This window comes from Microbacterium aurugineum, assembly GCF_023101205.1.
GTDB lineage: Bacteria > Actinomycetota > Actinomycetes > Actinomycetales > Microbacteriaceae > Microbacterium > Microbacterium aurugineum.
On the sequence record NZ_CP078078.1, the window covers coordinates 3,157,175 to 3,179,826 of the forward strand.

The 22,652-nt window shown below is 70.2% G+C and carries 23 protein-coding genes; 11 read left to right on the top strand and 12 right to left on the bottom strand.

Annotated elements, in window-relative coordinates; translation table 11 throughout:
• Positions 1-4 precede the first annotated feature (4 nt).
• From KV397_RS15155 to KV397_RS15170, 4 genes are read right to left on the bottom strand one after another with little or no spacing between them, the layout of a single operon-like run.
• Positions 5-1,120, bottom strand: a complete 1,116-nt coding sequence (locus tag KV397_RS15155) for an ABC transporter ATP-binding protein (RefSeq protein WP_261811623.1) — start codon at positions 1,118-1,120, stop codon at positions 5-7.
• The gene (modB, locus tag KV397_RS15160; RefSeq protein ID WP_047522926.1) at positions 1,117-1,905 is read right to left on the bottom strand and encodes a molybdate ABC transporter permease subunit; all 789 of its coding nucleotides are present in this window, start codon (positions 1,903-1,905) and stop codon (positions 1,117-1,119) included. Before modB ends, KV397_RS15155 begins: the two co-directional genes overlap by 4 nt.
• Positions 1,902-2,678, bottom strand: a complete 777-nt coding sequence (gene modA / locus KV397_RS15165) for a molybdate ABC transporter substrate-binding protein (RefSeq protein WP_261811624.1) — start codon at positions 2,676-2,678, stop codon at positions 1,902-1,904. Before modA ends, modB begins: the two co-directional genes overlap by 4 nt.
• A 1-nt stretch (position 2,679) precedes the next feature.
• The gene (locus KV397_RS15170; protein WP_261811625.1) at positions 2,680-3,072 is read right to left on the bottom strand and encodes a TOBE domain-containing protein; all 393 of its coding nucleotides are present in this window, start codon (positions 3,070-3,072) and stop codon (positions 2,680-2,682) included.
• A 95-nt stretch (positions 3,073-3,167) separates the two neighbouring features.
• On the opposite strand from KV397_RS15170, the gene KV397_RS15175 reads away from it, so the two are divergent.
• The 4 genes from KV397_RS15175 to KV397_RS15190 are packed head-to-tail and all read left to right on the top strand — an operon-like array spanning position 3,168 to position 5,906.
• A complete protein-coding gene (locus tag KV397_RS15175) occupies positions 3,168-3,953 on the top strand; it encodes a HesA/MoeB/ThiF family protein (RefSeq protein WP_261811626.1) in 786 nt (261 codons plus the stop codon).
• Positions 3,950-5,185, top strand: coding sequence for a molybdopterin molybdotransferase MoeA (locus tag KV397_RS15180; RefSeq protein WP_153243419.1), 1,236 nt, complete (start codon positions 3,950-3,952; stop codon positions 5,183-5,185). Before KV397_RS15175 ends, KV397_RS15180 begins: the two co-directional genes overlap by 4 nt.
• Positions 5,182-5,676: a cyclic pyranopterin monophosphate synthase MoaC gene (moaC, locus tag KV397_RS15185; RefSeq protein ID WP_131492032.1), complete on the top strand. Its 495-nt coding sequence runs from the start codon at positions 5,182-5,184 to the stop codon at positions 5,674-5,676. Before KV397_RS15180 ends, moaC begins: the two co-directional genes overlap by 4 nt.
• Positions 5,673-5,906, top strand: a complete 234-nt coding sequence (locus KV397_RS15190; RefSeq protein ID WP_047522933.1) for a MoaD/ThiS family protein — start codon at positions 5,673-5,675, stop codon at positions 5,904-5,906. Before moaC ends, KV397_RS15190 begins: the two co-directional genes overlap by 4 nt.
• A 159-nt stretch (positions 5,907-6,065) precedes the next feature.
• Here the strand turns inward: KV397_RS15190 and KV397_RS15195 are convergent, their stop codons facing one another.
• The 4 genes from KV397_RS15195 to KV397_RS15210 form a co-directional block, all read right to left on the bottom strand.
• Positions 6,066-6,500 (bottom strand): molybdenum cofactor biosynthesis protein MoaE, encoded by a 435-nt coding sequence (locus KV397_RS15195; protein ID WP_131492030.1) that lies wholly within the window; start codon positions 6,498-6,500, stop codon positions 6,066-6,068.
• On the bottom strand, positions 6,497-6,985 hold the full coding sequence (locus KV397_RS15200; protein ID WP_131492029.1) for a MogA/MoaB family molybdenum cofactor biosynthesis protein: 489 nt from the start codon (positions 6,983-6,985) through the stop codon (positions 6,497-6,499). Before KV397_RS15200 ends, KV397_RS15195 begins: the two co-directional genes overlap by 4 nt.
• Before the next feature lie 41 nt (positions 6,986-7,026).
• A complete protein-coding gene (locus KV397_RS15205; protein ID WP_261811627.1) occupies positions 7,027-8,643 on the bottom strand; it encodes a molybdopterin-dependent oxidoreductase in 1,617 nt (538 codons plus the stop codon).
• A gap of 263 nt (positions 8,644-8,906) precedes the next feature.
• Positions 8,907-9,602, bottom strand: coding sequence for a GTP pyrophosphokinase (locus tag KV397_RS15210; protein WP_047522937.1), 696 nt, complete (start codon positions 9,600-9,602; stop codon positions 8,907-8,909).
• Positions 9,603-9,763: 161 nt separating this feature from the next.
• Between KV397_RS15210 and KV397_RS15215 the strand changes: the two genes are divergently transcribed.
• Positions 9,764-11,851: an APC family permease gene (locus KV397_RS15215; protein ID WP_407665303.1), complete on the top strand. Its 2,088-nt coding sequence runs from the start codon at positions 9,764-9,766 to the stop codon at positions 11,849-11,851.
• Positions 11,852-11,878: 27 nt separating this feature from the next.
• Here KV397_RS15215 and KV397_RS15220 read toward each other — a convergent pair whose 3' ends face one another.
• Positions 11,879-13,285 carry an aminotransferase-like domain-containing protein gene (locus KV397_RS15220; RefSeq protein ID WP_131492026.1) on the bottom strand — a complete coding sequence of 469 codons (1,407 nt, stop codon included), beginning with the start codon at positions 13,283-13,285 and terminating at the stop codon, positions 11,879-11,881.
• On the opposite strand from KV397_RS15220, the gene KV397_RS15225 reads away from it, so the two are divergent.
• From KV397_RS15225 to KV397_RS15235, 3 genes are read left to right on the top strand one after another with little or no spacing between them, the layout of a single operon-like run.
• Complete coding sequence (locus KV397_RS15225; RefSeq protein WP_261811629.1) at positions 13,284-14,231, top strand: DMT family transporter; 948 nt, start codon at positions 13,284-13,286, stop codon at positions 14,229-14,231. The genes KV397_RS15220 and KV397_RS15225 overlap by 2 nt on opposite strands.
• On the top strand, positions 14,231-14,839 hold the full coding sequence (locus tag KV397_RS15230) for an FMN-binding negative transcriptional regulator (RefSeq protein ID WP_261811630.1): 609 nt from the start codon (positions 14,231-14,233) through the stop codon (positions 14,837-14,839). Before KV397_RS15225 ends, KV397_RS15230 begins: the two co-directional genes overlap by 1 nt.
• A gap of 31 nt (positions 14,840-14,870) precedes the next feature.
• Positions 14,871-15,473, top strand: a complete 603-nt coding sequence (locus KV397_RS15235; RefSeq protein WP_232762797.1) for a GNAT family N-acetyltransferase — start codon at positions 14,871-14,873, stop codon at positions 15,471-15,473.
• Here KV397_RS15235 and KV397_RS15240 read toward each other — a convergent pair.
• Positions 15,470-16,648 (bottom strand): SLC13 family permease, encoded by a 1,179-nt coding sequence (locus KV397_RS15240; protein WP_261811631.1) that lies wholly within the window; start codon positions 16,646-16,648, stop codon positions 15,470-15,472. The two genes, KV397_RS15235 and KV397_RS15240, sit on opposite strands and share 4 nt — an antisense overlap.
• A 254-nt stretch (positions 16,649-16,902) precedes the next feature.
• Here KV397_RS15240 and KV397_RS15245 point away from each other — a divergent pair, with 254 nt between their 5' ends.
• Both KV397_RS15245 and KV397_RS15250 read left to right on the top strand, forming a co-directional pair.
• A complete protein-coding gene (locus KV397_RS15245) occupies positions 16,903-19,362 on the top strand; it encodes an ATP-binding protein (RefSeq protein ID WP_407665304.1) in 2,460 nt (819 codons plus the stop codon).
• Positions 19,359-20,030 carry a response regulator gene (locus KV397_RS15250; RefSeq protein WP_261811633.1) on the top strand — a complete coding sequence of 224 codons (672 nt, stop codon included), beginning with the start codon at positions 19,359-19,361 and terminating at the stop codon, positions 20,028-20,030. The genes KV397_RS15245 and KV397_RS15250 overlap by 4 nt, the downstream gene beginning before the upstream one ends.
• A 177-nt stretch (positions 20,031-20,207) precedes the next feature.
• On the opposite strand, the gene KV397_RS15255 is transcribed toward KV397_RS15250, so the two are convergent.
• Together KV397_RS15255 and KV397_RS15260 are read right to left on the bottom strand one after the other, a co-directional pair.
• Complete coding sequence (locus KV397_RS15255) at positions 20,208-21,017, bottom strand: tryptophan-rich sensory protein (RefSeq protein ID WP_261811634.1); 810 nt, start codon at positions 21,015-21,017, stop codon at positions 20,208-20,210.
• A gap of 88 nt (positions 21,018-21,105) precedes the next feature.
• A complete protein-coding gene (locus tag KV397_RS15260) occupies positions 21,106-21,672 on the bottom strand; it encodes a TetR/AcrR family transcriptional regulator (protein WP_261811635.1) in 567 nt (188 codons plus the stop codon).
• A gap of 96 nt (positions 21,673-21,768) precedes the next feature.
• Between KV397_RS15260 and KV397_RS15265 the strand changes: the two genes are divergently transcribed.
• Positions 21,769-22,611 (top strand): alpha/beta fold hydrolase, encoded by an 843-nt coding sequence (locus KV397_RS15265; protein ID WP_134352788.1) that lies wholly within the window; start codon positions 21,769-21,771, stop codon positions 22,609-22,611.
• Positions 22,612-22,652 lie beyond the last annotated feature (41 nt).

Here is a 22,652-nt window from a genome sequence, read left to right on the forward strand (position 1 = left end):
GCTGTCATATCGCGACGGGAGCGACGGGAGCGACGGAGGCGACGGACGCGGGGACGAACCGCACCTGGGCAGGATCGACGCGCAGGTGCACCTCGTCGCCCACCGCGAGGTCGACGGCGTCCGCCAGCGAGGTGTCGACCTGACAGTGCTCGGTGTGCAGGCGGACTCCCGTGAGGATGGGCTCGAGTCGGAGGATCCGGCTGGCCCACGCGTGCGGGTCGTCAGCTCGCTCGATGCGCACCGCGGCGGGACGGAACACCGCGGCGAGCGGTGAGCCGTCGACCGCGGCGAGCGCGAGCGACTCGGCATCCGTGCTTCCAAGACGCAGACCTCCCCCGCGCCAGCCCCCGTCCGCGGCGACGCCCACCAGCCGGTTGACACCTGCGATCGCAGCGATGAAGCCCGAAGCGGGCGCCGACAGCACCTCGCGGACAGGTCCGTGCTGCGTGACCCGCCCCGCCTCGATCACCAGGAGCCGATCGGCGAGGGCGACAGCATCCGCAGCATCGTGCGTGACCGCGATCGTGGTGATCCCCGCCAGCTGATCACGCAGCATCTGTCGGATGTCGCCGGCCGTCGCCGGATCGAGCGCGACCAGCGGTTCGTCGAGCAGCACGGCGCGCGGCGACGCGGCGAGCGCTCGGGCGACCGCGACGCGCTGCCCCTCGCCACCGGAGAGCTCGCGCGGCATGCGGTCCCCCGCACCCGGGAGGCCGACACGTGCGAGCCATTCATCGGCCGAGTCTCGTGCCGCCCGGACGTCCTGCCCGGCGGCACGAGGGCCGAAGGCGACGTTCTCGCGCACGGACAAGTGGGGGAACAGCCGCGCTTCCTGCCCGAGCAGCACGATGCCGCGGTTCATGGGAGCTGTCCGCACACGAGGTGTGGCCACGCGGTCGACCACGCGTCCCGCGACCTCGATCTCCCCGGCGGTCAACGGCTCGAGGCCCGCGAGCGCCTGCAACAGAGTCGACTTGCCCGCGCCGCTCGGTCCCATGATGGCGACGGTCTCCCCGGCCGAGACCTGCACCGAGACGTCGACGGCGAAGTGCTCACGGTCGACCACGACGTGCGCACGCAGGCCTCCGCCGCCGACAGCCCGGCCCGTCGAGGAGGTCATCGCGTCGCCCCCGGCCGCCAGCCGCGGACGAGCAGCAGCACGACGATCGCCGTGGCGAGCAGCAGCAGCGCGAGGGCGACCGCCGTGCCCTGCGACACTCCGGCCCCGTTGAACGCGGTGTAGATCGCGAGCGGCATGGTCTGGGTGACGCCCGGCCGGTTCCCGGCGAACAGGGCCGTCGCACCGAACTCGCCGATGGCCCTCGCGAAGCACAGGACGACACCCGCGACGATGCCCGGCGCGGCCAACGGCAGGGTGATCCGTCGCAGGATCGTCCATCGTCCGGCGCCGAGGGCCGCCGCCGTGCGCTCGTAGTCCACGCCCGAGGTGCGTACCGCACCCTCGACGGCCAGCACGAGGAACGGCAGCGCGACGAACGTCTGCGCCAGGATGACGGCCGGCGTGCTGAAGGACAGGCCGAGCCCACCGAGCCAGCCCGCACGTCCGAACAGGTACAGCAGCGCGACACCGCCCACCATCGGCGGCAGCACCAGCGGAACCGTGACGACCGCGCGGAGTACGGCAGCCAGCCGCGGCCCGGAGCGGGCGATCCACAGCGCGAGCGGTACGCCGATCAGGATGCACAGCACCGTGGCCACCAGGCCGGTGCCGAGCGAGAGCGTGAGCGCAGAGAGCGCGGCCTCCGAGGTCACGTCCGCGAGGAACGTCGACCACTGCACGCGCGCGACGAGCGCGGTCAGCGGCAGGATCAGGAACGCCAGGCCGACCAGGGCCGGTACGGCGAGTGCACGGGGCGCGTACCCTCGATCACCTCCCCCGCTCATGGTGCTCCGAAGCCGAAGTCGGCCAGGATGCTGCGCCCCGCATCCGCCCGCACGAACGCCACGAACGCCTCGGCCGCCGTGGCGTTCGGAGCATCGGAGAGCACGGCGATCGGGTAGTGGTTGACGACCTCGTCGGCGCCGTCCGGCACGATCACCTCGACGTCGTCGCGGCCGATCACATCGGTGGCGTACACGAGTCCGGCGTCGGCTTCGGACGCGGCGACCTTCGTGAGCACGGCCGACACGTTCTGCTCGAGGCTCGCCGGGTCGACCGTGACCTCGGCCGCGGACAGCAGCGTCGCGGACGCCGCACCGCACGGCACCTCCGGCGCACACAGCACGGTGGTGACGTCGGCGAGATCCGCCAGCGCCTCGACGTCACCCGGGTTTCCGGACGGAACCACGATCACCAGGGTGTTGGATGCGAACAGCGCGGGCTCAGCCACGACGTCCGCCGCCTTGTCCATGTTCGCCTCGTCGGCCGAAGCGAACACGTCGGCGGGAGCACCTTCGAGGATCTGGGTGACGAGCGTCGAAGAACCGTCGTACACCGGACGGAACCGCACGTCCGGGTTCTCGGCCATGAAGGCCTCCCCGATCGCATCGAAGGCTCCGGCGAGGGATGCCGCGGCGTAGACCGTGAGCTCTCCGCGCACGCCATCCGTGGCCCCCGACGGTGAGGACGCGTCCTCAGCTGTGCCCGCACAGCCCGTGAGCACGAGGCAGGCAGCGGCGAGGAGAGCGAGCGTGGAGCGGCGCAGCAGGCGGTTCATGTCAGCCGTTCGGGATCTCGACGACGACCTGGGTCGCCTTGACGGAAGCCGTGGCGAGGGAGCCGACCTCGAGCCGCAGATCCCGCGCCGCCTCGGACGACATCAGCGACACCACACGATGCGGTCCGGACTGGATGTCGACCTGGGCCATGAGGCCTTCGACCTGCACGCGCGTGACGATGCCGACGAAGCGGTTGCGCGCACTGGAGAGCACATCTCCGGCGTTCCTCGCCTCCTCCGCGAGCTCGACCGCGCGCGCTGCGAGGGCGTCACCGGGGATCTCGGCCGGTGTCGCCTCCGTCACCGGAAGCAGTCCCTGATCGATCCAGCGACGGACGGTGTCGTCGCTCACGCCGAGCAACTGCGCGGCACGGGCGATCCGGTAGGTCTGCATGCGAAGAATCTACCGCAGATGCGGAGTTTTCCGGAGGCTTCATCCGCTTTCACGGTCATCGACTTCTTCCGGGAGGAGGGGCATACGCTGAATCCATGCAGCCCCTCGTCGCCCCGGCCGCCGCGCTCGCCCCGGAAGAGCTCATCCGCACGGCCCGGCACGCGGTGCTCGCCGGCATCGGTGAAGAAGGTCAGCGCCGCCTCCACGCCGCTCGCGTGACGGTCGTCGGCGCCGGCGGGCTCGGCTCCCCTGCCCTGCTCGCCCTCGCCGCCGCAGGGATCGGCAGCCTTACGGTGATCGACGACGACGTCGTGGAGCTGACCAACCTGCAGCGCCAGCTGGCGCACCGCGTGGAGGACATCGGCACGCCCAAGACCGCCTCCGCCGCCCGAGCCATCACGGCTCTCGCCCCGCAGACCGTCGTGACCCCGGTGCCGGAACGTCTCGACGCGGCCAACGCCGCCCGCCTGCTCGCGGGAGCCGACGTGGTGGTCGACACGAGCGATTCCTTCGTGACCCGCCGTGATGTGGCCGCGGCGGCCGAGGAGCTTGGACTTCCCCTGGTCTGGGGCGCGGTGCAGGAGTGGCATGCGCAGGCGACCGTGTTCTGGTCGGACCCCCCGGTGGGCGAGCCGGTCGTGCTCGCCGACCTCTTCCCGCCCGGCACCGAGGGGGAACCGCCCAGCTGCGCCCGGGTCGGCGTGCTCGGCGCGCTGTGCGTTCAGGTCGGCGGGATGCTGGCAGGTGAGGTGATCAAACTCGCGACCGGGGCCGGCGAACCGCTGCTCGGACGACTCGCCATGATCGATGCGCTCACCTCCCGCCAACACGAGATCGCGATCCGCCCGGCGTCCACGACCTCGACGGCGGTGCACGCATGACCGGCCGCCGCACGGTCGAGGAGCAGCTCGACCGTGTGCTCGGCGCCATCCGCCTGGTCGGCAACGAGGCTCTCCCGGTGACGGATGCCGCAGGACGCACGCTCGCCGCGCCCGCGGTCGCCGCCCACGACATCCCCCTCTTCGACAACTCCGCGATGGATGGGTTCGCCGTGCGCGGTGCCGACGTCGCGGAGGCCTCCGAGGAGAATCCGGTCACCCTGCGCGTGGTCGCCGACCTTCCCGCCGGAGTGGCCCTCGATCCTCCGCTCGGGTCCGGCGAAGCCGCCCGCATCATGACCGGATCCCCCACCCCCACCGACGCCGACGTGATCGTGCCCTTCGAGGACACGGCCGGCGGGCTCGCCGACTCCCTCGATGGGGTGACGGTGCTGCGCGCCCCGGCGAAGCCCGGCGTGTTCGTGCGCCGACGCGGGGCCGACCTGCACGCCGGCGACGAGGTCGTTCCCGCCGGGGAACGTTTGGGGCCCTTCCAACTCGCGGCCGCGGTCGCTGCCGGTGTCGCCGAGGTGTGGGTGACGCGGGCTCCGCGCGTGGCCGTGGTGTCGACCGGGAGCGAGCTGCTCGCGCCGGGCGAGACCCCCGCCCGCGGCCGCATCCCCGACTCGAACGGCCCCCTGCTCGCGCAACTGGTCGCCGAGGCCGACGCCGAGGTGGTGCTGGTCGCACGCGTTCCGGATGCGGCCGACGCCGTCAGGACCGTGACCGCTGAAGCCACAGCCCTCGGCGCCGACGTGATCGTCTTCACCGGCGGGGTGAGCGCGGGAGCCTACGAGCCGGTGCGCGGGGCGTTCGACGGCGGCGGACAGGTCGAGTTCAGCGCGGTGGCCATGCAGCCGGGCAAACCGCAGGCCTTCGGGGTGCTCGATGACGGATGCGTGGTGTTCGGACTCCCGGGGAACCCCGTCAGCGTGGCGGTGTCGTTCGAGGTGTTCGTGCGCCCCGCCCTGCTCGCGATGCAGGGCCGCACGCTCATCCACCGCCCGCGTTCGCCCTTCACCGCCGATGCGTCCTGGACACCCCCGCCCGGCCGCCGCCAGTACCTTCCGGCCGTCGTCGACCTCGCGGCGCGCACCGTGCGTCCGGCGACCGCCGGCGGGTCGGGGTCACATCTCGCGGGCGGACTCGCGCGTGCCCACGCGTTCGCTATCGTCCCGGCGGAGGTCGAGTCCGTGGCCGTGGGCGATGTGATCGATGTCATGCTGGTCGGATGAGCTTCCCCCACCTTGACGCCGGCGGCCGTGCACACATGGTCGATGTGACCGCGAAGCAGCCGACCGTGCGCACCGCGACCGCCCGCGGTTTCGTGCGCTGCAGCGCCGACGTGATCACCGCGCTCCGCGACGGCACCGTGCCGAAGGGCGACGTGCTCGCGGTGGCGCGCATCGCCGGCATCCAGGCGGCCAAGTCCACGCCCTCCCTGCTGCCGCTCGCGCACGTGATCGGGGTGCACCGGGCGAGCATCGAGCTGGACGTCGTCGACGACGGCGTGCGCATCGAGGCGACCGTGGGCACCGCCGACCGCACCGGGGTCGAGATGGAGGCGCTCACTGCCGTCTCGGTCACCGCCCTGGCGATCGTCGACATGATCAAGGGCGTCGACCGCGCGGTCACGATCGAGGACGTGCGCATCGTGGCGAAGTCCGGCGGCCGCTCCGGCGACTGGGTGCGTCCCGGCGAGCCCGCCCCCGGAGCCGACCGATGACACGCGTGCGCTACTTCGCCGCGGCCGCCGAGGCCGCAGGCACCGACGCGGAGGAGCGCGCCGAGCACTCTCTCCTGGAGCTGCGCACCGCCGTCGTCGCCGAGCACCCGGCGCTGGCCGACATCCTGCCGCGCTGCGCGGTGCTCGTCGACGGCGTCCGCACCGACGGCGACCTCTCCCTCGACGACGCCGAGCTCATCGACGTGCTCCCGCCCTTCGCGGGCGGCTGACCACGCGCCACCTGCAGGACCGCCGGCCACCCGCATGACCGTCTGCCGGTGTTTCCTCCTGCATACGGCCGAACCTCATGCAGGTGACGCGTCGAGAACGGCGGTGACACGTCGAGAACGGCAGGTGACGCGTCGAGAACGGCAGGTGACGCGCGGGACTCAGCCGCCGATGCCCTTCCACGACGTGGTGCCGTCGACCTCGAGCTGACGCTTCCACACAGGGAGGTCGCTCTTGATCGCCTCGATGACCGCACGGCACACCTCGAACGCCTCGGCTCGGTGCTCGGAAGCCACCGCGATCACCACCGCGGCATCGCCCACATCGAGGCGTCCGACGCGATGACTCACAGCCACCACAGCAGGAGCATCGGCACCGGCACCGGCCTCCTCCGCGATCCGCCGCAACGTGGCTTCCGCATCGGGGTGCGCGCTGTACTCCAGTCCGACGACGGGCGTCTGCGCATCCGGGTCGTTGTCGCGCACCCGGCCGACGAACGTCGTCACCGCTCCCAGGCGCGGATCTTCGACCGCGGTGAGATGGACGTCGAGATCGAGGAGTTCTTCCGACACGGCTGCGATGCGTACGTCGTTCATGAGTGGTCTCCGCCTTCGACTTGATCCAGGATGTGCGCGGCGACGCCGAGCACCACAGGCACGCCGGAGGCGACGGCTCGGGGCGAACCGGGGAGGTTCACCACGAGCATGCCGTCGGGGTCCACGATGCCCGCGAGCCCGCGCGACAGCACCGACAACGGGGTGTCGGCGAGTCCGCTGCGGCGCAGCTCCTCAGCGATCCCGGGGATCTCACGGGTGATCACCCGGCGCGTCCCCTCCGGCGTCAGGTCACGGGGTCCGACGCCCGTCCCACCGGTGGTCACGACCAACCGGATGCCGCGCGCGACCGCCCGGCGCAGGGCATCCGCCACGGAATCCGCTCCGTCGGCGATGACCTCGGCATCCGGGCAGTGCCACCCGGCGTCACGAAGCAGCCCCACCGCGATCGGGCCGCCCCGATCCTCGCGTTCTCCGGAGGCCGATCGATCCGAGACGGTGATGACGAGTGCGGGGTACGGGCCCATGGCTCCCACCCTAGGCCCGCGCCGATGACCGTGCACCGGTATCAGGTGACGCGGACGAGCGAACGCTGCCAGCCCGACGATCCGTTCGGCGCGATGGGTGCGCGCTCCTGGATCTGCAGGTCACCGTTCTTGTTCACGGCGCGCACGGCGACGTAGTGCGTCCCCGGGGTGGCATCCCATTCCATGAACCACTGCACCCAGGTGTCATCGTTGATCGGCGTCGACAGCGTGGCCGCAACCCAGTCGCCGTCATCGATGCTCACCTCCACGCGCTCGATGCCGACCGACTGCGCCCAGGCGACGCCTGCGATCGGGATCTTCCCCGCATCCACCGCCTCGCCGATCTTGGGGGTGTCGACGCGGGAGGAGAACTTGATCGGCGCCTCGGCGCTGTAACCGCGCGGTGTCCAGTACGCCTCATCCTCGGCGAACGTCGTGACCTTGAGTTCGGTGAGCCACTTGGTCGCCGACACGTAGCCGTAGAGTCCCGGCACGACCATCCGCACGGGGAAACCGTGTTCGAGCGACAGCGGCTCGCCGTTCATCCCGACCGCCAGGATCGCGTCGAGGTCATCATCGGTGAGTGCCGACAGCGGCGTGCTCGCCGTGTAACCGTCGACGCTGCGCGAGAGCACCATGTCGGCACCGGACTGGACGCCCGCCTTCTTGAGCACGTCGCGCAACGGCACGCCCAGCCACTTCGCGTTGCCGACGAGTTCGCCGCCGACCTCGTTCGACACGCACGTGAGCGTGATCGCATACTCGTCGAGACCCATGTCGAGGATGTCCTGGAAGCTCATCTCCACACGCTGGTCGACCATGCCGTCGATCACCAGGCGCCAGGTGTCCGGGTCGATCGAGGGAACCGTGAGGGCCGTGTCGACCCGGTAGAAGTCCTTGTTCGGGGTGAACAGCTTGCTGAGTCCGGGGATGTCCAGCTCCGCGCCCTGCGGCACCGTGACCGTGGTCTTCGGAGAGGGGAGCTTGAGCGCACCGCGGACGGCTTCGACCGAGGACACGGCCATGCTCACCGTGCGGGCGGTGATTCCCACGACGAGCGCGGACGCACCGGCGACGGCAGCGAGGAGGAAGAACCGACGACGATCGATCCCGGGCCGGGCGGATTCTCCTTCGGCGAGATCGGTCGGGGGATCATCCGTGGTCGCCGTGGCCCGGTCGTCCTCGCTGGCGCCTGCGAAGGAGTCTCTCCACCCGCGCAGACGGCGGCACAGGAGCACGAGGATGACTGATCCCACGACGGTGCCGAGGACCGGGGGCAGGAACGCGAGGGGCGCGACGCCCGCGCGGGTGACGATGGCTGCGGTCGAGAGCACGCCCGCGATCACGAGCGCGATCACGCCGAGCGGCGGACGCACGAACTGCAGGATCCCGGCGATCGCCGAGGCGATGAGGACGGCCAGACCGAGCCCCGCCAGCAGGGCGATCTTGTCGTACTCGCCGAAGGTGGCGATCGCGAACTCCTTGAAGGGCTGGGGCACGATGTCGATCACGAAGCCGCCGACCGCGAGGATCGGGCTGGCGGTGCGCGCGAACAGAAGCGCGAACACCTCCGCCGTGGCGAGGAAGACGCCACCCCCGATCAGGCCCGCGAGGGCGGCCCAGACGAAGAACCTCTTGCCGCTGCGGCGTTGCACCATGATCGTCTCCTGTTCCACCGGTCGCCGGCGTCATCCCCCGTTGTTCGGAGCGGAGGCGCGATCGGATCTGACGATCTGCGGAAGAGGTCGCGCGGACCCGTTCATAACTCCGCAAAAACGGCAGGAGAGAAACACGTCAGGCGCGGCACGACGGGCGAGCCGTTCACCTGACACTCCGATCTTCCGGAGTTGTGAACGTCCGCGGGCGGAGAGTCACACCGGACGGAGGTCAAACCGGGCGGGGGTCAGACCGTGGGCGGAGGTCAGACGGGGACGACGGGCGGGGGCGGCGGAGCGAGCCGGCGCTGCGGCACCCCGTGCGCCTCTCGGTGCAGACGCTCCATCCGGCTGTCGAGCTCGGCGGCGGCATCGGCGGCATCGGACAGGCTGTCGACAAGGTGCGAGGGCACCTGGTTCGAGAACTTGTAGTAAATCTTGTGCTCGAGGCTCGCCCAGAAATCCATCGCTATCGTGCGGAACTGCACCTCGACCGGAACCGACAACGCGCCGGTCGACAGGAACACCGGCACCTCGATGATCGCGTGCAGGCTCTTGTAGCCGTTGGCCTTCGGCTGCGCGATGTAGTCCTTGACCGTGCGCACGGTGATGTCGTCCTGCGCGGTGAGCAGGTCGAACAGGCGGTACACGTCGGCGACGAAGCTGCAGGTGACCCGCACACCCGCGATGTCGGTGATCTCCGCGCGGATCCGATCGAAGTCCGGCTCGTCGATCCCCTTGCGGGCGAGCTTCTCGACGATGCTGTCGGGCGACTTGAGACGGCTCTTCACGTGCTCGATCGGGTTGTACGCATGGTCGTGCGTGAACTCGTCACGGAGGATGGAGATCTTCGTCTCGACCTCACGCATCCCGAACTCGTACTCGCGCAGGAAACGCTGCAGCTCGTCACGCAGCTCGCGAGCCTGGTTGATCGTGTCCTCGGTGACGTGAACGGTCGTCATGCTTCCGACGTTACGCGTTCGTGATCGGAAACGGCTGTGGATCCTCGATCAATCGAGGGCGCGTGCGGGCCGTCGGAGCGGTCGTAAGGATTCCGTGAGGACAGCGCGTCCGGCCGTAGGGATTCCGTGAGGATCGCAGGAGGATGACATCGGCAGGCGTAGTGTCGCCCGACGTGTCAGACGAAAACAGGGAGGGCGCGGACACTCCGCCGCTCGCCAAGCGCATCCTCATCGGCGAACCGCTGACGAGCCAGCAGGTCGATGATCAACTGCTCCCGAAGCGGATGGCACTGCCGATCTTCGCGTCCGACGCGTTGAGCTCGGTGGCCTACGCACCGCAGGAACTCGTGATGATCCTGCTGATCGGTGGACTGACGTTCCTCTCCTTCACGCCGCTGGTCGCGATCGCGGTCGTGGTGCTGCTGGTCGTCGTCGTCCTGAGCTACCGACAGCTGATCAAGGCCTACCCTTCGGGCGGCGGCGACTACGAGGTCGCGTCGAAGAACCTCGGCGAGATCCCCGGTGTGATCGTCGCCGCGGCCCTCCTGGTCGACTACGTGCTGACCGTGGCCGTGTCGGTCGCCTCCGGTGTCGACAACATCATCTCCGCCGCGCCCGGCCTCGACCCGCTCCGCGTCGAGCTCGCGGTCGGCTTCGTGATCCTCATCATCATCGTGAACCTGCGCGGCGTGCGTGAGGCGTCGCTCGTGTTCGCCATCCCCACGTACGTGTTCATCGGCTCGGTCGGCATCATGATCGCGACCGGGCTGATCCGGACGTTCCTCGGCGATGCGCCGGTGGCCTCGAGCCACGACTTCTCCGTGCAGGCCGAGAACCTCGGTCAGGCCGCGGTGATCCTGCTGATCCTCCGTGCGTTCTCCAGCGGATGCTCCGCCCTCACCGGCGTCGAGGCGGTGTCGAACGGTGTCCCGGCGTTCCGGGCTCCCAAGGTGCGCAACGCCCAGTCGACCCTCGTGCTGATGGGGTCGATCGCCATCTGCCTGTTCGCCGGCCTGACCGCTCTCGCCCTGATCGCCGGGGTGCACTATGCCGAGAACCCCTGCGACCTGATCGGCTTCGACTGCTCGACCCCCCAGCCGAGCCTGATGGCGCAGATCGCCGCGGCGACATTCGGCGGCGGCAGCATCGCGTTCTTCATCGTGCAGGCGGCGACCGCGTGCGTGCTGCTGCTCGCCGCGAACACCGCGTTCAACGGCTTCCCCCTGCTGGGCGCGGTGCTGGCCCGTGACGGATACGCCCCCAAATCGCTCAACACCCGCGGTGACCGCCTGGTGTTCTCGAACGGCATGATCCTGCTCGGCATCGCCGCGATCGCCGTTCTCGTGGTGTTCCAGGCGCGGCTGACGACCCTCATCCAGCTCTACATCATCGGGGTGTTCGTCTCGTTCTCGCTCGGACAGATCGGCATGGTCCGGCACTGGCGACGCGTGCTCCGGGGGCCGGTGGAGAACGGGTCCGGTTCCGGGATCGACGGGGCCTCGGCGTCGGATCGCCGCTCGGCCAAGATCGGACTCATCATCAACTCGACCGGCGCCGCGATGACCGTGCTCGTGCTGGTCATCGTGACGATCACCAAGTTCACGCACGGCGCCTACCTGGTGTTCTTCGCGATCCCGGTCCTTGCCTTCCTGATGCTGGGCGTGAAGCGGTACTACCGCGACGTCGAGCACGAGATCGCGATCGACGACACGACCAAGTTCGGGGCGACCGGCGACCTCGCGATCGTCCTCGTCAACCGGCTGCAGAAGCCCGTCGTGAAGGCCATCGACTACGCGATCGCGGCCAAGCACGGCAAGACCCTGGCGGTGCACGTGGCCGTGGCGTCCGACGACGCGGCCCAGCTCCAGCAGGAGTGGGCCGACCATCTCGTGCCGATCCCGCTCGTGATCGTCGAGTCGCCGTACCGGTCGTTCGCGCAGCCGGTGACCCAGTTCATCAAGCAGTACCGGGAGAAGCACGGCTCCTCGGTGGTGACCGTGTACCTGCCGCAGTACATCGTCGGACACTGGTGGGAGTCGTTCCTGCACAACCGTCGGGCCCGCCGCCTCGCCAACCAGCTGATGCTCGTGCACGGCGTGTCGATCACGCTCGTGCCCTGGCTGCTCGACTCGTCGGAGCTCATCTACGGCCGCCGCTCCCGCCCGCTGCCGGGTCAGGAGCGCGCGGGGCGCCCCGTGGTCGTCAACGGTCGGCGCGCACACCGGCCCGCCGGCCCGCCGCAGGAGTAGTCGCGGGGCGGCGACGGGGCCTTCGAGTCAGATCCCCTCGAGCACGGCACCCAGGACGCCGGCGGCCTCGGCGAAGCGCGCCGGGTCGGCGTTCGCGTAGTTGAGGCGCACGTAGGACCCCGAGGGCTCGGCCGGGAACCACTCGGATCCCGGCGCGATGATGACTCCGCGCACCTCGCACTCGCGGACGACCTGCCCGACATCCGTCCCCTCGGGCAGTCGCACCCACAGGTTGAGCCCACCGGCCGGAACGCCCTCGACCTGCGCGGAAGGCGCGTGCGCGGCGAGACTCGAGACGAGCAGATCGCGCCGCGCGCGCAGGTGCTCGCGGAATCCGCGCAGGTGCGTGCGCCAGGCGGGCTGGCTCACCACATCGAGGGCCGCGGTCTGGAGCACACCGCTCACGTACATCGACTCGGCGGCGCGGTCCGCGAGGATGCGATCACGCGCAGGCCCTCGGACGATCGCGGCCGCGACGCGCAGGGCCGGTGAGGCGCTCTTCGTGAGCGAGCGCAGATAGACCACGTGACCGTCCTCATCCGACGCGGCGATCGGCCTCGGAGCGGCGTCGATCCCCAGGTCGTGCGCCCAGTCGTCCTCGATCAGGAACGCCCGGTGACGGCGGACCGTATCGAGCACGGCTTCTCCCGTCGCGACAGGCCACTGCGCTCCGGTCGGGTTCGCGAACGTCGGCTGCGCGTAGAACGCCCGCGCGCCGGTCTGCGCGAACGCCCGCTCGACGTCGTCCGGATCGGGCCCATGCGGACCGGACGGGATCGGCACCAGGACCACGCCGGCCTGCGCGGCGGCGAGCATCGCGCCCCAGTACGTCGGCGACTCGATCAGCAGCGGTTGCCCGACCCCCACGACGGCACGGAAGATCGAGCTCAACCCGCTCTGGCTGCCCGAGATGATCAGGGCGTCCCGCGCCGAGGCGGGTGTGATCCCCACCGGTGCGGCGGACGCGAGTTCACCGGCGAACCACGCCTGCAGCTCGGGGAGGCCCGCTGCGGGTGAACGGGTCAGCGCCGCGTCCGATCGGGCGGCACGGATCAGCGCCTGTCGCACGAGCCGCTGCGGCAGCAGGTCGACCGCGGGGTATCCCGAGTGCAGTCCGATCGCATCGGGCGCGACCGTGCGTTGCGTCGACGAGAGGCCCGCGAGTCCGGCCGGCGTGGCGCCGAGGGCGGCAGTCTGCCAGCTGTAGTCGACCGTGCGAACGGTGGGCGCGGCGCGGACGAACGTCCCCGCGCCCGGGCGAGACTCGACCAGACCGAGCCGCGCGAGTTGCTGCATCGCCTTCTGCACGGTCACCGGGCCGGCCCCGTACTCGGCCATGAGCGCACGGTTCGACGGCACCCGTGCGCCCGGAGATGCGGAGGAGATCCACGCGCGCACCCCGGCGACGATGCGGTCACTGCTATCCTGATTCATGAAAGTAGACAGTAGCGTTATCGCTCCGCGAGAGACAGTGCTATCAATTCCTGCCGGCGTCCGGTGGGGTCTTCTCGGCGTCCTCGCCTTCTCCTTCACCCTTCCGCTCACGCGCATCGCGATCGACGGGCTCTCACCGCTGTTCGTCGGCGCCGGGCGCGCGGTCGTCGCCGCCCTCCTCGCCGGAATCGCCCTGGCCGTGACGCGCCAGCGACGTCCCACGACGACGCAGTGGGGCCGCCTCGCGATCGTCGCCGGTGGGGTTGTTGCCGGGTTCCCCGTCCTGACCTCGTTCGCGATGACCACGACCCCCGCCAGCCACGGTGCGGTCGTGATCGGCGTGCTCCCCGCGGCGACCGCTGTCGCTGTCGTGCTCCGCACCCGCGAACGACCCACCCGATCCTTCTGGATCTTCGCGAGCCTCGGCGCCGTCGCCGCGGTCGTGTTCGCCGCATTGCAGAACGACGGGCTCGACTCCCTCACCGCTTCCGACCTCCTGCTGTTCGGTGCTGTCATCGCCGCCGCGATCGGCTATGCGGAGGGCGGCCTGCTCGCCCGTGAACTCGGCTCCTGGCAGACCGTGTCGTGGGCGCTGATCGTCGCCGCTCCGCTGATGGCGGCGCTGACGGTGGTGTCGGCCCTTCAGCAGCCTCCGGCCGCGACACCGGTGCACTGGCTCGCCTTCGCCTACCTCGCCGCGGTGAGCATGTTCCTCGGCTTCTTCGCCTGGTACCGCGGGCTCGCGATCGGTCCGATGGCACAGGTGAGCCAGATCCAGCTCGTCCAACCCGTGATGGGCATCGCCTGGGCGGCGCTCCTGCTGCACGAGCAGATCGGCTGGGCCACCGCCATCGGCGGGCTCGCGGTGATCGCCTGCGCCGCCCTCGCCGTGCGTACGCGACTGATCACCCACCGACCGAGCGCGCCCCAAGGAAAGGACTCCTGATGCGTCACACACCCCGGTACCTGATGACCGATCCCGACGAGGTCAAGCGCTTGATCCGCGGCAACCCGTGGGCGACGTTCGTCTCCCCCGCCGGCGGCGGTCTCGTGGCCTCGCACTATCCCGTGCTGCTGGTGGAGAACGAGGATGACATCGTGTTCGCCAGCCATTTCGGACGGCCGGACGAGCGCCTCCACGAACTCGGCCAACACGAAGTGCTCGTGATCATCCAGGGTCCGCACGACTACGTGTCGCCGAGCCTGTACACACCGGGCGACCTCGTGCCCACGTGGAACCATGTCACGGCGCACCTCTACGGCGTTCCCGAGATCCTCGACGAAGAGGAGAACTACGCCATGCTCAGCCGCCTGACCGACCACTTCGAGAAGCACCAGCAGCACGGGCGGCATCTGTCGGAGGACGAGGAGGGCACCCGCCGAGCCGCCAGAGGGACCGTCGGCCTGAGGATGCGGGTCACCCGCTTCGATGCCCGCGCCAAGCTCAGCCAGAACAAGTCGCCCGAGGTGCGCGAGAACATCACCGCGCACTTCGCCGCAACCAACAGCGCGCTCGCGACGGAGATGCGCCGGGTCGGCGGGGAGGCGTCCTGAGCGTGTCGCCGGTCGACCCTAGGGTGGAGCGATGACCGAGACGCGAACCCCCGAGCCGTGGCCTGCACGGACAGACCGACTTCAGGTGCGCCCCTGCACGCCCGCCGACGTCGATGTGATGTGGGAGTGGCGGCGGCTCCCCGAGGTGAACCGGTGGCTCGGGGCCGCGCCCGACACGCGGGATGCGTTCCGTGAACGGTATCTCGCTCCGGAGCGCCTGGCATCGCTGTACCTCGTGGAGCTGCTGCCCGCGCACGAAGGCGCCGCCCCGACGCCGATCGGCGACATCATGGTGCAACTCGGCGATGGCTGGGCCCAGGCCGAAGTCGAGGCCGAGGCGAAGGGCGTCGAGGCGGAGCTCGGCTGGGTGCTCGACCCCGCGTACACCGGCCACGGCTATGCGACCGAGGCGATCCGCGCGGTGATCGATGTGTGCTTCGGCGCACTGGGGCTGCGCCGCGTGCACGCCGGGTGCTTCGCCGACAACGAGCCCTCCTGGCGTGTGATGGAACGCCTGGGGATGCGCCGCGAGGAGTTCAGCCGGAAGACGGCGCTGCACCGCTCGGGCGAATGGTTCGACGGCATGAACTACGGACTGCTCGCCGAAGAGTGGCCGCCGGAGCGGGGCGTCTAGCCCGAGACGAGGAACAGGACGAGAACGGCCACCAGCACGGTCGGCACGGCGGCGACCACGCCCCACAGCATGTACCCGCGCCAGCGGATCGTGACTCCGAGCGCCGTGATGCGGTGATGCCACAGCAGCGTCGCGAGCGAGGCCCACGGCGTGATCAGCGGGCCGAGGTTGACGCCGATCAGAAGGGCCATCAGCGCGACCGAATCCGCGGCGACGGGCTCGAGCACGAGATATGCGGGGAGGTTGTTGATCGCGTTGGCGCTCACGGCCCCGAGCGCGGCCAGCCGGAACAGATCGCCGGGGGAGTCGCCGTTCGCGATCTGCGCCGTCAGGAAGTCGAGGAGGCCCTGCGCGTGCGCGGCCTCGACCAGCACGAACAGCGACGCGGCGAGCGCGATCGCCTGCCACGGCACGAGCGCGAGCCGCAGCGCCCGGCGCCGCCGCACCGCGAACACCACGATGAGCGCGAGCGCCGCGGCCGTGGCGGGGATCCACACGTCGTGCGTGACGACCAGCAGCGGCATCAGCACGACGAGGATCCCGGCAGCGCTCCAGAACAGCATCGGGTCGGCGGGGCGCCGGGGCGGCGGCGTCTCGTACGCCGCGAACACGGTGCGCCGGTGCACCACGGTCAGGATCACGATGGGCACCAGGATGCCGACCAGAGTCGGCGCCCAGCTCAGGGCGATGAACGCCGCGGGACCGTCGCCGATCGCGGGTGCGGCGAGCAGGTTGGTCAGGTTCGACACCGGCAGGGCGAGGGAAGCCGTGTTCGCCAGCCACACGGTCGCCAGGGCGAAGGGGAGCGGGGAGACGCCGACGCTCTGCGCGAGCACGATGACGACCGGCGTGACGATCACGGCGGTCGTGTCGAGGGACAGGAACACCGTGCTCACCACCGCGAGCACCACGACGAGCGCCCAGAGGAGGAGCACACGCCCGCGCCCCCAGCGCGCGAGCCGCTGCGAGACGACGTCGAAGACCGCCGCGTCACGGGCGAGCTCGGCGACGACGCTGATCGCGACGACGAACCCCAGCACCGGCGCGATCCGCTGCCCGAGAGCGTCGGCGTCCGACTGCGGGAGGTATTCGGTCAGCACGAGGACGAGGGCGAGGACGACGAGCCCGCCGACGACCCACGTCCCTGCGCCGATCCGCCACTCTCTGGTGCCCACCTGGTGAGCATAGGGGCACTTCAGCGCGAAGGGGAGCACACGGTGCGCTGCCTCGTGGAGTCTAGGATTCAAGGACGGGATCGGGGATTCCTCGGCGAGGAGCACATCGACGTCGCCGACCTGAATCCCGCGTCGGACGACCGGGAGGGCGAGTGAGCGCAGAGCGGACGCAGCGTCCGGCTGCGGAGCAGTCGCGACGCGGACGCCTCCGCGTGCTCCTGGGCGCTGCCCCGGGCGTCGGCAAGACGTTCGAGATGCTCGCCGAAGGCCGCCGCCTCCGCGAGGAGGGTCACGACGTCGTCATCGCGATCGTCGAAACCCACGATCGCGCCGCCACCCAGGCGCAGACCGTCGGGCTGCCGGAAATACCGCGCCGGGTCGATGAGCACCGAGGCGTCGCCCTGACCGAACTCGACCTCGAGGCCGTGCTCGCGCGCGCCCCGGAGATCGCCCTGGTCGACGAACTCGCCCACACGAACATCCCGGGCTCGCGGCACCCGAAGCGCTGGCAGGACGTCGACGATCTGCTGGACGCCGGCATCGACGTGGTCACCACCGTCAATGTGCAGCACATCGAGTCGCTCAACGCCGTGGTCGAGAAGATCACCGGGATCGCGCAGCGGGAGACGATCCCGGATGCCGTCGTCCGGGCCGCGGATGAGATCGAGGTCGTCGACCTCGCGCCGCAATCGCTGCGCGATCGGCTCTCCGCCGGGCTGGTCTATCCGGCCGAGCGGATCGACGCCGCCCTGTCGAACTACTTCCGGTTGGGGAACCTGACTGCGCTGCGTGAGCTGGCGTTGCTCTGGCTCGCCGACGAGGTCGACAGCGCGCTGCGAACCTACCGCGCCGAACAGGGGATCGAAGGCAACTGGCAGGCCAGGGAGCGTGTCGTGGTCGCCCTCACCGGCGGGCCGGAGGGCGAGACCCTGCTCCGGCGCGGGGCACGGATCGCAGCACGCTCGGCCGGCGGCGAGCTGCTCGCCGTACATGTCTCGGCACAGGACGGTCTGCGCAACGAGACGCCCGGAGCGCTCGCCTCCCAGCGCCTTCTCGTGGAGTCGCTCGGCGGCAGCTATCACCAGGTGGTCGGCGACGACATCCCGTCCACACTGGTCGAGTTCGCGCAGGCCGCCGACGCCACTCAGCTGGTGATCGGGGTCAGCCGACGCAGTCGACTCACCGCCGCGCTCACCGGCCCCGGCATCGGATCGGAGGTCATCCGCCGATCCGGCGACATCGATGTGCACATCGTGACGCACGCGGCTGCCGGTGGTCGCCAGGCTCTGCCGCGCATCACCGGCGGGGCGCTCGGCTGGCGCCGACAGCTCCTGGGCTTCGCGATCGCGCTCGTCTTCGGACCGATCCTGTCATGGATCATGTTCACGGTCCGCAGCCCCGAATCGATCACCGCCGAGGTGCTCGCCTATCAACTCCTCGTCGTCGTGGTCGCCCTGATCGGCGGCATCCGTCCCGCCGTGTTCGCCGCGGTGCTCTCCGGGATCACGCTCGACTTCCTCTTCGTCGCGCCACTGTTCACGATCACGATCGCGCATCCGCTGCACGCGCTCGCGCTGTCCCTCTACGTCCTCATCGCGATCCTGGTCAGCATCATCGTCGACCAGGCCGCACGACGAGCCCGCACGGCTCAGCGCGCCGCCGCCGAGGCCGAGCTGCTCGCCGCGGTCGCCGGCAATGTGCTCCGGGGCGACAACGCGGTGCTGGCGCTGGTCAGCCGTACCCGCGAGGCGTTCGGACTCAGCGGGGTGCGGGTGCTCTCCCCCGATGGCGAGGTGCTGGCGAGCGACGGCGAACCGGTGGCCGACGGCCGTGCCACGACCCTGCCGATCGGCGTCGGACCAGGCGGTGGCCCCCGGGCGCTGCTGGAGTTGAACGGCGAACCTCTGGCCGGACCGGAACGACGCCTGCTCGATGCGATCATCGCGCAACTCTCCGCCGCGATCGAGCACACCGACCTGCGCGCCACCGCCAGCGAAGCCGAAGCCCTGGCCGAGACCGACCAGGTGCGCAGCGCTCTGCTGTCGGCCGTGAGCCATGACCTGCGGCGACCGCTGGCCTCGGCGGTCGCGGCGATCGGCGGCCTGCGCGGTGCGCACGGGCTGTCGGCGACCGATCGCGAAGAACTGCTCGCCACCGCCGACGAGAGCCTCGCGACGCTGTCGGCCCTGGTCACCGACCTGCTCGATGTGAGTCGCGTGCAGGCCGGCGTGCTCGCGGTCTCCTCGTCCCGGATGGATGCCGCCGGCACCGTGCTCGCCGCCGTCGACGAGCTCGGGCTGGGGCCGGCAGACGTCGAGCTCGCCCTCGACCCGGACCTGCCGCCGGTGTTCGCCGATCCCGTGCTGCTGCAGCGCGTACTGGTGAACGTGCTCGCGAACGCGCACCGTCACTCCCCGGACGGCAGCCGCGTGATCATCTCCACCAGCACGATCGGCGACCGCGCCGAGATCCGCGTGATCGACCGCGGGGCGGGCATCGCTCCCGAGCGGCGCGACCGCATCTTCCAGCCGTTCCAGCGATTCGGTGACACCGACAACACGACGGGACTCGGACTCGGACTCGCCCTGTCCCGCGGGTTCACCGAGGGCATGGGCGGTACCCTGACACCGGAGGACACCCCTGGGGGAGGCCTCACCATGGTCATCTCCCTGCCGCTCGGCGCAGGGCTTCCCGACACGGAGGGGACGGAGTGAAGCTCCTCATCGCCGACGACGACCCGCAGATGGTGCGGGCGCTGCGGATCACACTGGCCGCCCACGGATACGAAGTCGTCGTGGCCGCCGACGGTGCCGCCGCAATCGCCGCCGCCGCGCAGTCGCACCCGGACCTGATCATGCTCGACCTCGGCATGCCCCGACTCGACGGTATCGAGGTGATCCAGGCGCTGCGCGGGTGGACGAACGTGCCGATCATCGTGGTGTCCGGACGCACCGGTTCAGCCGACAAGGTCGACGCGCTGGACGCCGGCGCCGACGACTTCGTCACGAAGCCGTTCCAGGTCGATGAACTCCTCGCCCGGTTGCGCGCACTGTCCCGCCGATCGGCCCCCGCGAACGGCGAATCCGTCGTGGCCTTCGGTGAGGTCATCGTCGACCTGGCCACGAAGACCGTCACCCGCGCCGGAACACGCGTGCACCTGACCCCCACCGAGTGGCGGATGCTGGAGCACCTGTCGCGGCATCCGGGAGCCCTGGTCACCCGGCAGGACCTGTTGAAGGAGATCTGGGGCAGCGAGCAGGTCTCCGACTCCGGTTATCTGCGGCTGTACATGTCGCAACTGCGGAAGAAGCTCGAACGGGAGCCGGGCGCCCCGGTGCACCTGCTCACCGAGGCGGGGATGGGCTACCGACTCGTGCTCTGAGCCGTCGCCCGCGCCGGGGTGCGCCGGCTCGCCGTTCGTGACTCAGGAAGAACATGCGACCGGGGACGGTGTCGGCGTCGTCGGGGGCGATGCGGCGCGGCCTTCCTGAGTTGTGCGCGTCGTTCACAACTCAGCAAGAACTGCCGGAACCGACCCGGAAATCGGCCCACGCTGCGCTCAGCGCGACGATTCTGAGGAGTTGTGCACAGCGCGTGCCCGGCGCAGCACCGCGACGACACCGGTGACGACGAGCAGCACGGCCACGATGATCGCGGCGATGGCGGTCGGGGTGCTCTCCGGCTCGCCGGTCAGTCGTCCGACCGCGAGCCAGGCCAGTCCCCACGCCGTCGCGAGGGCGGGAGCGATCCGGCCGGTGGCCCACGCCGCCGCGGCACCGATCGCCAAGACGACCACGAGCACGGCGATGGCCCAGGCGTCCGCGGCCTCGGCCCAGCTCTCCGGAGCGAGTTGGGTGAGCCAGGCAGCGGTGTTCGCGACGGTGGCGATCGTGACCCAGCCGAAGTGCAGTCCGTTCGCACCGTCGGTGAGGATGCGATCCGCGATGGTGCGCGCCGGGAAGCGGCCGAGCAGCACGATCACGCGGGCGAGCACGACGAGCAGCAGCGCGATCACGACGACCGTGAGCCACAGCGTCAGGTACCTCGCGGTCACCAGCCACAGCCCGTTCAGCACCATCGACACGGCGATCCATCCACCGACCGCCTGCTGACGGGGATCCTGCCGCTGCGCCGGGAGCGCCTGCCACACTGTGTAGGCGATGAGTCCGAGGTAGATGAGCGACCAGATCGAGAACGCCGGTCCTGCCGGAGCGAGGTAGGAGCCCTGTGCCGAGAGGGCTCCGTCCTGCAGGTCGTCGACGGATGCCCCGCCGAACGCCCCCGCTCCGATGGTGGCGGCGATCAGCATGAACGTCGCCGACGCGATGACCAGGGTCTGCCGGCCGATGCCCTTCGTACGTGAGTCCATGGTCACGACGCTACGGCGCGGTGAGCCGACACGCATCGGGGTTGACACCGAGGCGGCGTTTCGCTAACCAGGTTAGGGAAACACTCACTCAGGCCCGGGTGAATGCCGCATCGATCAGGACCTCCGCGGCGCCGCGCGCCTGCACCGCCGCCGACGGATCCTTCGAGATCGCCGCCGTGCTCTGCGCACCCTCGGCGAGGATCGACAGCTGTGCAGCGAGCGCCGCAGGTGCACCCGTGTCGGCGACCAGGCCCGCCATGTACTCCTGGAACGATGCCTTGTGCGTGCGCACGATCTCTGCGACCTCGGCATTCGTGCCCCCGAGCTCGCCGAACGCGTTGATGAACGCGCAGCCGCGGAAGTCGTCGGCGCAGAACCAGTTCTCGAGGTATTCGTAGACCGCGAGGAGACGCGCGCGCGGGTCGTCGCCGGCATCCGTCACGGCTCCCGAGAGCCCGGACTCCCACTGGGCGTGCTTGCGGGCGAGGACAGCGGCGACGATGTCGGTCTTCGCGGGGAACAGCGCATAGAGGCGGCGCAGCGACACTCCGGCCGCGGCACGCAGTTCATCCATGCCCACCGCCGCGTACCCCTTGCGGTAGTAAAGCTCCTCCGCCGCGGTGAGGATGCGTTCACGGGCCTCGTCTTCGGTCATGTCCAGAAGTCTACTTGACACGAGAACGAACGTTCTCTAGATTGAACACATCGAGCGAGAACGACCGTTCTCCTCTCAACCGAAAGGACCCGGATCATGGGCTACATCACCGTCGGAAACGAGAACAGCACCCCGATCGAGCTCTACTACGAAGACCAGGGATCGGGTCAGCCCGTCGTCCTGATCCACGGGTATCCGCTCGACGGACACAGCTGGGAGCGTCAGACCCGCGAGCTGCTCGCCCAGGGCTACCGGGTCATCACCTACGATCGGCGCGGCTTCGGCGGATCCTCCAAGGTCAACGTCGGCTACGACTACGACACGTTCGCCGCCGACCTCAACACCGTGCTCGAGACCCTCGATCTGCGTGACGTCGTGCTCGTCGGCTTCTCGATGGGCACCGGAGAGCTCGCCCGCTACGTCGCCACGTACGGCCACGACCGCGTCGCGAAGCTCGCCTTCCTCGCCTCGCTCGAGCCCTTCCTCGTGCAGCGCGATGACAACCCCGAGGGCGTGCCGCAGGAGGTCTTCGACGGCATCGAGGCCGCCGCCAAGGGCGACCGCTTCGCGTGGTTCACCGACTTCTACGAGAACTTCTACAACCTCGACGAGAACCTGGGCTCGCGCATCAGCGAGCAGGCCGTCACCGGGAGCTGGAACGTCGCGATCGGCAGCGCCCCCGTCGCCGCCTACGCGGTCGTCTCGTCCTGGATCGAGGACTTCCGTGGGGACGTCGAGGCCGTGCGCGCCGCCGCCAAGCCCACCCTGATCCTGCACGGCACGAAGGACAACATCCTCCCGATCGACGCGACCGCGCGCCGTTTCCACCAGGCGGTGCCGGATGCCGACTACGTCGAGGTCGAGGGAGCCCCGCACGGTCTGCTCTGGACCCACGCCGACGAGGTCAACGCGGCGCTGAAGGACTTCCTCCAGAAGTAACCCCCGTTCGAATCGCGCAAATGGCCTCATCCCGTCAGGGA

Coding starts and splice junctions, on each gene's coding strand:
- KV397_RS15220 (WP_131492026.1), bottom strand. CDS start 13,285: ATGAATCAGGATAGCAGTGACCGCATCGTCGCCGGGGTGCGCGCGTGG.
- KV397_RS15155 (WP_261811623.1), bottom strand. CDS start 1,120: ATGACCTCCTCGACGGGCCGGGCTGTCGGCGGCGGAGGCCTGCGTGCG.
- KV397_RS15230 (WP_261811630.1), top strand. CDS start 14,231: ATGCGTCACACACCCCGGTACCTGATGACCGATCCCGACGAGGTCAAG.
- KV397_RS15255 (WP_261811634.1), bottom strand. CDS start 21,017: ATGGACTCACGTACGAAGGGCATCGGCCGGCAGACCCTGGTCATCGCG.
- KV397_RS15245 (WP_407665304.1), top strand. CDS start 16,903: ATGCTCGCCGAAGGCCGCCGCCTCCGCGAGGAGGGTCACGACGTCGTC.
- KV397_RS15225 (WP_261811629.1), top strand. CDS start 13,284: ATGAAAGTAGACAGTAGCGTTATCGCTCCGCGAGAGACAGTGCTATCA.
- modB (WP_047522926.1), bottom strand. CDS start 1,905: ATGAGCGGGGGAGGTGATCGAGGGTACGCGCCCCGTGCACTCGCCGTA.
- KV397_RS15180 (WP_153243419.1), top strand. CDS start 3,950: ATGACCGGCCGCCGCACGGTCGAGGAGCAGCTCGACCGTGTGCTCGGC.
- KV397_RS15265 (WP_134352788.1), top strand. CDS start 21,769: ATGGGCTACATCACCGTCGGAAACGAGAACAGCACCCCGATCGAGCTC.
- KV397_RS15210 (WP_047522937.1), bottom strand. CDS start 9,602: ATGACGACCGTTCACGTCACCGAGGACACGATCAACCAGGCTCGCGAG.
- KV397_RS15260 (WP_261811635.1), bottom strand. CDS start 21,672: ATGACCGAAGACGAGGCCCGTGAACGCATCCTCACCGCGGCGGAGGAG.
- moaC (WP_131492032.1), top strand. CDS start 5,182: ATGAGCTTCCCCCACCTTGACGCCGGCGGCCGTGCACACATGGTCGAT.
- KV397_RS15175 (WP_261811626.1), top strand. CDS start 3,168: ATGCAGCCCCTCGTCGCCCCGGCCGCCGCGCTCGCCCCGGAAGAGCTC.
- KV397_RS15200 (WP_131492029.1), bottom strand. CDS start 6,985: ATGGGCCCGTACCCCGCACTCGTCATCACCGTCTCGGATCGATCGGCC.
- KV397_RS15235 (WP_232762797.1), top strand. CDS start 14,871: ATGACCGAGACGCGAACCCCCGAGCCGTGGCCTGCACGGACAGACCGA.
- KV397_RS15190 (WP_047522933.1), top strand. CDS start 5,673: ATGACACGCGTGCGCTACTTCGCCGCGGCCGCCGAGGCCGCAGGCACC.
- KV397_RS15205 (WP_261811627.1), bottom strand. CDS start 8,643: ATGGTGCAACGCCGCAGCGGCAAGAGGTTCTTCGTCTGGGCCGCCCTC.
- KV397_RS15195 (WP_131492030.1), bottom strand. CDS start 6,500: ATGAACGACGTACGCATCGCAGCCGTGTCGGAAGAACTCCTCGATCTC.
- modA (WP_261811624.1), bottom strand. CDS start 2,678: ATGAACCGCCTGCTGCGCCGCTCCACGCTCGCTCTCCTCGCCGCTGCC.
- KV397_RS15170 (WP_261811625.1), bottom strand. CDS start 3,072: ATGCAGACCTACCGGATCGCCCGTGCCGCGCAGTTGCTCGGCGTGAGC.